8 protein-coding genes and 1 riboswitch are annotated in these 10,996 nt (G+C 38.4%); all 8 genes read left to right on the top strand.

The window, feature by feature from the left end; translation table 11 throughout:
- The first annotated feature begins 168 nt into the window (after nucleotides 1–168).
- Nucleotides 169–1,713 carry a T9SS ring complex lipoprotein PorK/GldK gene (gene porK / locus BM327_RS15180; protein ID WP_090252991.1) on the top strand — a complete coding sequence of 515 codons (1,545 nt, stop codon included), beginning with the start codon at nucleotides 169–171 and terminating at the stop codon, nucleotides 1,711–1,713.
- A gap of 82 nt (nucleotides 1,714–1,795) precedes the next feature.
- Nucleotides 1,796–2,620, top strand: a complete 825-nt coding sequence (gene porL, locus BM327_RS15175) for a type IX secretion system motor protein PorL/GldL (protein WP_090252987.1) — start codon at nucleotides 1,796–1,798, stop codon at nucleotides 2,618–2,620.
- A gap of 75 nt (nucleotides 2,621–2,695) precedes the next feature.
- Entirely contained in the window at nucleotides 2,696–4,441 is a 1,746-nt protein-coding gene (gene porM / locus BM327_RS15170) for a type IX secretion system motor protein PorM/GldM (RefSeq protein ID WP_090252982.1), read from the top strand.
- Between the two features lie 17 nt (nucleotides 4,442–4,458).
- Entirely contained in the window at nucleotides 4,459–5,448 is a 990-nt protein-coding gene (gene porN / locus BM327_RS15165) for a type IX secretion system ring subunit PorN/GldN (protein ID WP_090252978.1), read from the top strand.
- Between the two features lie 131 nt (nucleotides 5,449–5,579).
- Nucleotides 5,580–6,563 carry a type IX secretion system ring subunit PorN/GldN gene (gene porN / locus BM327_RS15160; RefSeq protein WP_090252973.1) on the top strand — a complete coding sequence of 328 codons (984 nt, stop codon included), beginning with the start codon at nucleotides 5,580–5,582 and terminating at the stop codon, nucleotides 6,561–6,563.
- Nucleotides 6,564–6,639: 76 nt separating this feature from the next.
- Nucleotides 6,640–6,963 (top strand): 2Fe-2S iron-sulfur cluster-binding protein, encoded by a 324-nt coding sequence (locus tag BM327_RS15155; RefSeq protein WP_090252970.1) that lies wholly within the window; start codon nucleotides 6,640–6,642, stop codon nucleotides 6,961–6,963.
- 92 nt (nucleotides 6,964–7,055) lie between these two features.
- Nucleotides 7,056–7,164, top strand: a riboswitch (SAM riboswitch).
- Nucleotides 7,165–7,339: 175 nt separating this feature from the next.
- A complete protein-coding gene (locus tag BM327_RS15150) occupies nucleotides 7,340–8,287 on the top strand; it encodes a homocysteine S-methyltransferase family protein (RefSeq protein ID WP_090253026.1) in 948 nt (315 codons plus the stop codon).
- A complete protein-coding gene (gene metH, locus BM327_RS15145; protein ID WP_090252966.1) occupies nucleotides 8,280–10,961 on the top strand; it encodes a methionine synthase in 2,682 nt (893 codons plus the stop codon). Before BM327_RS15150 ends, metH begins: the two co-directional genes overlap by 8 nt.
- The last annotated feature ends 35 nt before the right edge of the window (nucleotides 10,962–10,996 follow it).

Below are 10,996 nucleotides of genomic sequence, written 5' to 3'. Positions count from 1 at the left end.
GTTACATACTTCCGCCGCCACCAAGAGAGGTTACAATTAACCCTAGATGGTTGTAGAAATAAAGATTATTTAGAAATTGTTGTAACCATATATACATTGTTTCCGTTATAATCATCCCAATTGATCCTGTAGAAAGTTGATGAGATTCGGAAAATAAAATGAGGTAGAATGAAAAAACTGTTGTTATTAGGTTTTGTTAGTGCGATATTGATATCGTGTAACACGAGAACAGGTCACTTAACTGGTGTTTTGAATCGTGGTGTGTATTATCCTGAAATTCCTTTAGGTATGGTATACATTCCATCTGGTTCTTACACTATGGGACAAAGTGATCAAGATGTACCATTTATGCACCAGACGGTAGCGAAAACAGTTTCCGTTCCTGCATTCTATATGGATCAGACGGAGATTACGAATAACGAATACCGTCAGTTCGTATATTGGGTACGTGACTCTATTGCTCGTGAAAAAATTTACGAAGGATTGAGTGAAGATGATGAAGCTGAGCAATTCATCAACTATCAAGACATGTACTTTGACGAAGGTGCTTTGGAATGGGTAGATTACGACCCTTCTGATCGTATTTTCTCTAGAGAGCAGTTTGCTTTGAACTGGGATAAAGAATTTAGTTACCAAAACCCGGATATCGTTCCGTTGGTAATTGATATGTACTACCCACAGTCAGAGAGATACTACAAAAGAAAAGAAATCGATACGCGTAAGTTAAGATTTAAGTACTACTGGATCGATTTACGTGAAGCTGCAAAAAGAGGTGAAGTTCACATCAAGCCTGATGGAAGAGATTACCAAGGTGTAGTTTTAGATGAGGATCACAGAACGTTAAAAACTCCTGATCATCCTTTTACAAGAGATCCACAAGGTAAAGACCTTGATTTAGGATACTTCAACAAAAAAGGACAGGACAACGCTATTAGAGGTCACGAAAATCGTCAGCGTTTTATTATCGATGAGGAGATTCAAGTATATCCAGATACTTTAGTTTGGATCCGTGATTTCACTTACTCATACAACGATGAGCAAACAAAAAATTACTTCTGGCACGTAGCTTACGATAACTACCCAGTAGTTGGAATTACTTGGACACAAGCAAAAGCGTTTAACGTGTGGAGAACACAATTGTTAAACTCTTGGTTGGTGTCTATGGGAGAAGTTTTTGTTTCTGATTTCAGATTGCCAAATGAATCTGAATGGGAAAGAGCAGCTAGAGGTGATTTAGATGGTTCTCCATACCCATGGGGTGGTCCTTATATCAGAAATGAATCAGGATGTTTCTTAGGTAACTTTAAGCCTATGCGTGGACGTTACTTCCAAGATGGAGGTTTCTACACAGTGAAAGCATACTCTTACAACCCGAATGGTTGGGGATTATACTGTATGGCTGGAAACGTTGCAGAATGGTGTGAGACAGCATACGATGAGTCTATGTACGAATTCTCTAACGACTTAAGTTCTGATTACCGTTACGATGCTATGGACTGGGATCCACCATCACAAAAGCGTAAAGTAATTAGAGGTGGTTCTTGGAAAGATATAGGTTTCTACTTACAAACAAGTACAAGAACTTATGAGTACCAAGATACAGCGAAGTCTTACATCGGTACTAGATCAGTTCAATCTCACCTTGGTAGAGGTGGTAGAGATTTTGAAGCTGAAGGTGGAGAAGAGTTAGATCAAGATCTTCAATTGAGATAAGCAAACAAATCAAAACAAATAATAATCCCTCTCTCCAAGGGTGGTTACGCGGAGAGAGTAAACTAAAAACAAAAGGAAAACTATGAAACCAGGAAGTAAAGCGTGGAAAGCCTTTATGGCGAAATTGTACGGATTCGGTGCGGCAGTGGTAATTGTTGGTGCATTATTTAAAATCATGCACTGGCCAGGTGCAGGTCCAATGTTGATCATTGGTTTAGGAACAGAGGCAATTATCTTCATATTCTCGGCATTTGAGCCTATACATGAAGATCCAAACTGGGAGTTAGTATACCCAGAGTTAGCGTTAGGTCACGAAGATGATTTTGATCACGATAACTTACCAGTAGCAGGAAGAAGCCGTGGTGGTGTTTCTGGAGGAACTGGTGTTACAGCTGAGTTAGACAAAATGTTAGAAGAAGCGAAAATCGACGGAGCGTTATTAGAGCGTTTAGGAGACGGAATGAGAGCTTTAGGAGATAACGCTGCACAATTGAAAGGTGTTACTTCTGCAGCAGCTGCTACAGATTCTTACGTTGATAGCTTGAAGTCTGCTTCTGAAAGAGTATCTAAATTGTCTGAGTCTTACGAAAGAGCTTCTGCTTCTATCGCAGGTATGACATCTACTCAAAAAGAAGGTGAGTCATTCGGTGAGCAAATGCAAAAAGTTTCTAAGAACTTGGCAGCATTGAACAATGTTTACGAATTACAATTGAAAGGTTCTTCTTCTCACTTAGAAGCAACTGAGAAATTCCAAGCACAAGTAACAGAAATGATGCAAAACCTTTCTGACTCTGCGAAGGATACAAAATTATACAAAGAGAATATGGCAATGTTATCTAAGAACTTAACTGACTTGAACTCAGTTTACGGTAACATGTTAAAAGCTATGACGATTACTAAAGGTTAATATTTAGTAAATACGGTTGTTACTTTCATGTAACGGCGCATTAATTAATTAGAAACTATAAAAATTTAAAAAGTCATGGCAGGAGGAAAAGAAACCCCAAGACAGAAGATGATCGGGATGATGTACCTGGTACTGACCGCACTTCTGGCGTTGAACGTGTCGAAGACCATTTTGGATGCCTTCGTAACTTTCGACAATAACATTAAAGACGGTACGATGACTATCGCTGGTCAAGGAACTGAGGCCTACCAAGGTATCAAGGAAATGACTGAAAGTGATGAGGCTGGTCGTAAAAAAGCAGCTTTAAAGTACTTACCGGCGGCAGACTCTATTCGTGAATTAACTAGTCGTAAGATTAGTATTTTGAACGAAATGAGAGACTTAATGTTAACAAAAGTTGGAGAAGATCTTTCATTGATTAAAACTGTAACTGATGAAGGTACGCAGTATGAAAGAACTACTTACAACTTAGAAAACGTTAACTCTAAAGATAACTATGATGTTCCTATGGAAGTTATGGTTGGACCAGAAATTAAAAATCCACAACCGAACAAAGAAGGTATGCGTTTGTGGAATGAAATGAATGGGTTTAGAGATGATTTAGTAAGAATTTTAGCAGAAGCTAGTTCAAACGAAAAAGAGAAGTTTACGTTTGATACTTCAAGAGAAGAAGGAGTTTCGGCTTTAGATTCAGCACAAATCGAAGAAAGAATTTCTAAAACTTACCTTGATGATAGAGGTATAGTAAAGCAGATTTACTCTCAGTTAACAAAAGTTGAATATGCTGATGTTCACCAAGGTGAAACAAAGAACATTCACTGGGTAGGAAGATCATTTGACCACGCTCCAATCGTTGCAGCGTTGGCAACTTTGTCTTCTATTGAACAGGAGTTAAGAACAGCTGAGGCAATGGCGTTGAAACACTTAAGAACTAAGATTGGTTCTTCTGAGTACTCTTTCAACAAAATTCAACCTTTAGCATTCGCTGGTTCAAATTACTTTAACCAAGGTGATAGCATCGAGTTAAAAGTAATGATGGCTGCTTATGATGAGTACCAATCTCCACGTGTAACTTGGACGAATGACTCAACTAAGGAAGCTCAAGAATTAAATGTACAATACCGTGACGGTAAAGGTTACATTAAAGTGAAAGCTGATGGAGCAGGTGTGAAACAATTGTCAGGTAAAATTGCAATTAAGAAGAAAAACGGTACTGAAACAGTTCAGCCTTGGTCATTCAACTACGAAGTTGGAGCGCCTTCAGGAGAGATTTCTTTACCAGACATGCGTATCTTATACATCGGTTACGATAACAAAGTTACAGGTGCAGCTTCAGGTTACAACTCATTTAACTTAAAGCCTGGTAACAACGTAGGATTAACGAAGTCAGGAGATTTCTGGATTGCAAAACCAAAGTCAAGAGGTAAAGCTTCTATTTCTATCGTAGGTATTTCTGGAGATAAGAGTGTAACTTTGAATACTGTTGAGTTTGAAGCAAGACCATTGCCAAACCCAGAGTTGAAGTTAGGTTCTATCGAGTCAGGAGCAGAAGCATCTAAGAGTGCGTTAAAAGCGGCTACTAGATTATTTGCATCTTACGGACCAGATGTTCCATTAACTGGTGTTAAGTTTGACGTTCAATCTTGGGAAGTATCTGTTTCAGGTGCACCAAGACCAGTAAAAGGACAAGGAGCTTCTATCGCTGCTGCGCAAAGTTTATTGAAACAAGCGCCTTCAGGAGCAATCGTTCAGATCAATACGAGAGTAAAAGGTCCAGACGGTGTTGTTAGAAGAAGAAACATGAGTTTCAAGATTAAATAAATTAAAGGATAAAGGATATGAAAGGTTTAATTGTTAGTGTATTATCTGTATTGTGTTTAGCAGGTACGGTTACAGCGCAAGTAGATGCTGGACCCCTACATACTAGACCAGAAACAGGTATCATCGATGGAGTTTATATCCAAACGAACATTCCAACGAAAAGACTTATTCCTTACGAATACGTAAGAGAAGCGGATGTTATTTGGAGTAAACGTGTGTGGAGAACGATTGATCTTCGCGAGAAGATGAACCATCCCCTATACTTCCCAATGGATGAATTTGATTCTGAAGGGAACTGGATTAGAAATGCTTCACGTTGGAGTTTATGGACAATCATCAGAACAGGGATTTTGGCAGGTAACCTAACGGTATACTCTCCTTACAATCCTTTATTGTACACGATGAGAGATGGGGATCAATTTAAGTATCCTATTCTTCCTGCGGATGGTAAAAATTACCGTACAGATGCAAAATACAGAGAAGAAATTAATTTGTATTTAGCAACGTTAGGAGAAGAGTCTGATGTACCTTTTACAGGTGCAGATGGATGGGATTCTGTGGATGCTCAGGGGAACTTAGTTTACCCAGACCGTGATACAAACTATTACATGTCTAAGGATATCGTTCAATACAGATTGAAAGAAGATTACTTCTTCGACAAAGAAAGATCTATTTTGGATGTAAGAATTATTGGAATTGCTCCAGTGATTTTTGAGAAAGACAACAATGGTTTCATCACAGGTAAAAAAGAGTTATTCTGGTTGTATTTCCCAGAGTGTAGATATGTATTTAACAACTACTTTGTATACAATGAGCACAATGATGCACGTTGGATGAGTTTCGACGATTTATTCTGGAAACGTAGATTTGCTTCAACTATTGATAAGAGAAGTAATGTTTACGACAGAGACATCGAGAAATACAGAGTTGGTGTTGATGCACTTTTAGAATCTCAAAAGATTACAGAAGAGATTAGGAATATTGAACATGATGTTTGGTCGTTCTAATTGAAACGAAATAATTTGGAAAGGGAGAAGGTAACTTCTCCCTTTTTTTGTGTCGAAACTTTAGTGTGCGTAACCGACTTGAGTTAATGTGTTATATATCAAAGAGTATTAACCGTTAAATTCAAGATGTTATGCAAGTTATTAGAAACGTATCTCTATTTATAGTTGTTTTAGTTCTTCCTTTATTAGGTGAAGCACAACCCGGTCCAATCAATGCTAACCAAGGAATAATCGATGGACCTGTAATGAGAACAACCATACCTACAAAAAGATTGATTCCCTATGATTACCAAAGAGAGGCTGACGTAGTTTGGAGTAAACGAGTTTGGCGTAGTTTAGATATGCGTCAAAAGTTAAATCATAGTATGTATTACCCATTGGATGGTTATGATAGCGATGGAAATTGGATACGCCATAATACACATTGGAGTTTGTGGACAGTAATTAAAACAGAAATCCTAGCTGGAAATATTACAGTTTACAGTCCCTACAATCCGGTAGCCTACACGATTACAGATGGAGACCAATTCAAATATCCCATCTTACCAAAAGCAGGAGGGAATTATAATTCAGATTCTGTGTATAGAGAGGAATTGTCGTTTTATCTGTATATGTTTGGTGAAGAATCAGACGTACCTTACGTGGATATCTATGGGTATGATTCTATAGACCAATACGGAAACTTAGTATATCCACCTCGAGAAATGATGCCTTATTCTTCAAAAGATATTGTTTCTTACAAGTTAAAAGAAGATTGGTTTTTTAACAAGGAGACTTCAACCTTGGATGTGAGAATAATTGGAATAGCACCAGAAATTTATGTCCGTGATGCACAAGGAAGGATTACGGGTAAAAAGGAATTGTTTTGGTTGTATTTTCCAGAGTGCAGATATGCTTTCAATAATTACCTTGTTTATAATGAAAAAAATGATGCGCAATGGATGAGTTACGACGATTTGTTTTGGAAAAGGCGTTTTGCATCTACGATAATTAAAGAAAGTAATGTTTATGATAGAGATATCAGTACATATAGAGTTGGTGTTGATGCACTTCTTCAAGCAGAGCAAATAACAGAAGAGATAAGAAATTTGGAACATGACTTTTGGTCGTATTAAAATTTTAGCGACAATATTGATTTCTATCAAAGATTAATTCTAAGCTTTCATTAATTTTGTTGAACAATTAAATAAGATGGCTGATACAATTACAATCACAATTATTGATAGAGAGGGTGTAGCACACGAGTTAGAAGCGCCTACAGATATGAACATGAATGTCATGGAAGTATGTAAATCATATGAGTTACCTGTAGAGGGTACATGTGGTGGAATGGCGATGTGTGCGTCTTGTCAGTGTTACTTAGAAAGTGATCACGAATTACCTGAGCAATCGGATGATGAGCTAGACATGTTAGACCAAGCTTTTCATGTGGAAGAAAATAGTAGGTTAGGATGCCAGCTGCACATAAATGATGATTTGGATGGTGTAGTCTTACGATTAGCGCCAGAAGCATAAATTTAAAAGGAGTTCATTTTGAGCTCCTTTTTTTATAGATATAAAGTGCATGTGATAATTTCAATTATCTTTGCCTTAAGTTCTTAAACATAAACTTATTAAGAAAGGAGGAGGGAATGGCCCTATGATACCTTAGCAACCTTTCGATTTCTAATCGATTTCGGTGCTAATTCCAGTCTATTTTATAGATGAAAATAAGTATTGATACAATATTATTTCTGGTGATTAGTGGGGTTGCATAGACTAAATTTAGACTATGGATAAAATTGATATTACCCAACTTTCTTTGTCTACAAAAGATAAAGAAAGAATCAAAACTACAAATGCATTAATTGGGCGTTTGTTAGAAGAGCGTTTGCTTGTACTAGATGGTGCTATGGGTACCATGATACAGCGACATAAACTTACCGAGGATGATTTTCGTAAAAATTGGTTCGAGAATCACGAAGCTTCTTTAAAGGGAAATAATGACCTGCTATCATTAACTCGCCCAGATATTATTAAGGAAATTCATAGCCAATATTTCGAGGCAGGAGCAGACATTTGTGAAACCAATACATTTTCAGGAACAACCATTGCACAAGCCGATTATCATTTGGAGGATTTTGTAGATGATATTAACTACTACTCTGCCAATTTAGCAAGGGAAATTGCAGATGAATTCACTGCCAAGGAACCAGGAAAACCAAGGTTCGTAGCAGGTTCTATAGGACCAACCAACAGAACTGCAAGTATTTCTCCTGATGTAAATGATCCTGGATATAGAGCCATCACTTTTGATGAATTGGTTGTAGCCTACAAACAACAAGCTTTGGGCTTAATTTACGGAGGAGCCGATCTTCTTTTGGTGGAAACAGTATTCGATACCCTGAATGCAAAGGCAGCTTTATATGCCATAGATGTAGTGTATGAAGAGTTGGGAGTTGAACTTCCAATTATGGTATCAGGAACCATTACCGATGCTTCGGGTAGAACATTAACTGGGCAAACTACAGAAAGTTTCTTGATTTCTATGTCGCATATGCCCTTAATCAGCATAGGTTTAAATTGTGCTTTAGGTGCTTCAGATTTACGTCAATACTTGCAAGTACTGGATAAAAAAGCTCCGTTTTATGTGAGCGCACACCCCAATGCGGGTTTACCCAATGAATTTGGAGCCTATGACGAAACCCCAGAAATTATGGGTGAGCAAATCAAAGAATATTTGGAAGAAGGATTGGTAAACATCATAGGTGGTTGCTGCGGAACTACTCCTGAGCACATAAAAGTAATCGCTGATTTAGCCAAAGTGTATAACCCAAGAACGCGAAAAGAAAATGTCTAACTTACACAATTTACCTCCTTTAAAACTTTCAGGTTTAGAACCTTTGATAGTCAATGAAGCGGCAAACTTCATCAATATAGGAGAGCGTACCAATGTTACGGGGTCTCGTAAGTTTTTACGACTCATACAGGAAGAAAATTATGAGGAAGCTTTGTCTGTAGCCTTAGAACAGGTAGAAGGTGGAGCCCAAATCATAGATGTGAACATGGATGAGGGAATGTTAGATGGTGTAGAAGCTATGACTAAATTCCTAAACCTTATCGCTTCTGAACCAGACATCGCACGTGTTCCCATTATGGTAGATTCATCCAAATGGGAAATCATCGTTGCTGGGTTAAAATGTATACAAGGTAAAGGTGTTGTCAATTCCATTTCCTTAAAAGAGGGTGAAGAGAATTTTATTTATCAAGCCAAGACCATTAAGAGATTTGGAGCGGCTGTAATTGTCATGGCCTTCGATGAAAATGGTCAGGCAGATAGCTATGAACGAAGGGTTGAAATTTGTAAAAGATCCTACGATATCCTTGTTGAAAAGGTAAAATTCCCACCTCAAGACATCATTTTTGACCCTAATATTTTCCCAGTTGCTACAGGGATGGAAGAGCATAATAACAATGCGCTAGACTTCTTTAGAGCAACTAAATGGATAAGAGAAAATTTACCGGGAGCCCATGTTTCTGGAGGTGTTTCCAATGTTTCTTTTTCATTCAGAGGAAATAATTCTGTGCGTGAAGCCATGCACTCTGCTTTCTTATACCACGGTATACAGCACGGGATGGATATGGGTATTGTAAACCCTTCTATGTTGGAGGTGTATGACGATATTGACAAGGAGCTTTTAACCTATGTTGAAGATGTGCTTCTCAACAGAAGACCAGATGCAACTGAGCGTCTTTTAGATTTTGCTGAAACCGTAAAAGGGGATGGTAAGAAAAAGGAAAAGGATTTGTCGTGGAGAGAAACTACAGTAGAAAAGCGATTAGAGCATGCCCTAGTAAAAGGTATAGTTGAATTTATAGAGGAAGATACGGAAGAATGTAGACAGAAATTTGATCGACCCATACAAGTCATTGAAGGACCATTGATGGATGGGATGAACGTGGTGGGAGATCTTTTTGGTTCAGGAAAAATGTTCTTGCCCCAAGTTGTGAAATCAGCACGTGTAATGAAGAAGGCGGTAGCCTATTTGTTACCCTATATAGAAGCCGAAAAAGATGGCGTACAATCCGCTGCAGGAAAAGTATTGATGGCAACCGTAAAAGGTGATGTGCACGACATCGGTAAAAATATTGTGGGAGTTGTATTGGGTTGTAACAACTATGACGTGATTGATTTAGGCGTGATGGTGAGCGCTGAAAAAATTATAGAAACGGCTATCAAAGAAAATGTAGATGTCATTGGTTTGAGCGGTTTAATTACCCCTTCCTTAGATGAAATGGTCACAGTAGCCAAAGAAATGCAACGAGCAGATTTGAAAATTCCTTTGATGATAGGAGGTGCTACAACTTCTCGCGTGCATACAGCTGTTAAAATTGAGGAGAACTATCAGAATGATCAAACTGTACACGTTTTAGATGCTTCAAGGTCTGTAACCGTTGTTGAAAGTTTATTGGGACAACGAAAGGCAGATTATGTGGCCAACGTGAAAGCAGAATACAAGAAATTAAGAGATCATCACGCTAAAAATAGAGGGCGTAAAACTTACTTGCCCTTAACGCAGGCACAAGCCAATAAGATGAATATTTCTTGGAAAGCTGAAGATGTTTATACCCCAAAACAATTGGGAGTGCATCATTTTGAAGACTACAGTTTAGAAGAATTAGTAGATTTTATTGATTGGACACCTTTCTTTCAAACATGGGAACTTGCAGGTCCCTTCCCAAGAATTTTAGAAGATGAAATAGTGGGTGAGGCTGCAACAAAGCTTTATGAAGATGCCAGAGCCATGCTCAAGCAAATTGTTGATGAAAAATGGTTGCAAGCCAAAGCGGTTTTTGGTTTATTTCCTGCCAACACTGTAGGAGATGATATAGAGATTTACAAAGATGAAACGCGATCAGAAGTCTTGGCCGTGCAACATACCTTGCGCCAACAATTAAAGAAGTCGGCCAATGCAGACAATTTAGCCTTGAGTGATTTTGTTGCACCTAAAGAAAGTGGTTTAGAGGATTACATTGGTGCATTTGTAGTAACTACAGGAATTGGAATAGATGAAAGAGTGAAAGCTTTTGAGGCAGATCACGACGATTACAATTCTATTATGTTGAAAGCTTTGGCGGATAGATTGGCAGAGGCTTTCGCTGAGAAATTGCACCAAGATGTTCGTAGAGAGCATTGGGGCTATGCTGCGAATGAAAGCTTAGATAATGAAGCTTTGATCAAAGAAAAGTACCAAGGTATTCGTCCAGCGCCAGGTTATCCGGCTTGTCCAGATCATACGGAAAAAGAAACTTTGTTTGAATTGTTAAATGCAACGGAATTAACAGGGGTGAGTTTAACGGAGAGTTTGGCGATGTTGCCAACAGCTTCAGTTTCTGGGTGGTATTTTGCCCATCCGCAAGCCAAATATTTTGGGGTTGGAAAAATAACCGAAGAACAAGTACAAAGTATTGCCGACCGTAAAGGAAAATCTTTCGAAGAAATGGAAAAGTGGCTCCGCCCAAATTTGTCCTAACCATTTTCCCGTAAGGGTCGACCAGCGTGTCGACC

Source organism: Lishizhenia tianjinensis, from assembly GCF_900116425.1.
Lineage (GTDB): Bacteria > Bacteroidota > Bacteroidia > Flavobacteriales_D > Crocinitomicaceae > Lishizhenia > Lishizhenia tianjinensis.
This window is presented reverse-complemented; position numbering and strand designations above follow the sequence as displayed.

Bases quoted from the DNA above. Each gene is read 5' to 3' on its own strand.
- porM (WP_090252982.1), top strand. From the start codon at position 2,696: ATGGCAGGAGGAAAAGAAACCCCAAGACAGAAGATGATCGGGATGATG.
- metH (WP_090252966.1), top strand. From the start codon at position 8,280: ATGTCTAACTTACACAATTTACCTCCTTTAAAACTTTCAGGTTTAGAA.
- BM327_RS15155 (WP_090252970.1), top strand. From the start codon at position 6,640: ATGGCTGATACAATTACAATCACAATTATTGATAGAGAGGGTGTAGCA.
- porN (WP_090252978.1), top strand. From the start codon at position 4,459: ATGAAAGGTTTAATTGTTAGTGTATTATCTGTATTGTGTTTAGCAGGT.
- BM327_RS15150 (WP_090253026.1), top strand. From the start codon at position 7,340: ATGGGTACCATGATACAGCGACATAAACTTACCGAGGATGATTTTCGT.
- porN (WP_090252973.1), top strand. From the start codon at position 5,580: ATGCAAGTTATTAGAAACGTATCTCTATTTATAGTTGTTTTAGTTCTT.
- porK (WP_090252991.1), top strand. From the start codon at position 169: ATGAAAAAACTGTTGTTATTAGGTTTTGTTAGTGCGATATTGATATCG.
- porL (WP_090252987.1), top strand. From the start codon at position 1,796: ATGAAACCAGGAAGTAAAGCGTGGAAAGCCTTTATGGCGAAATTGTAC.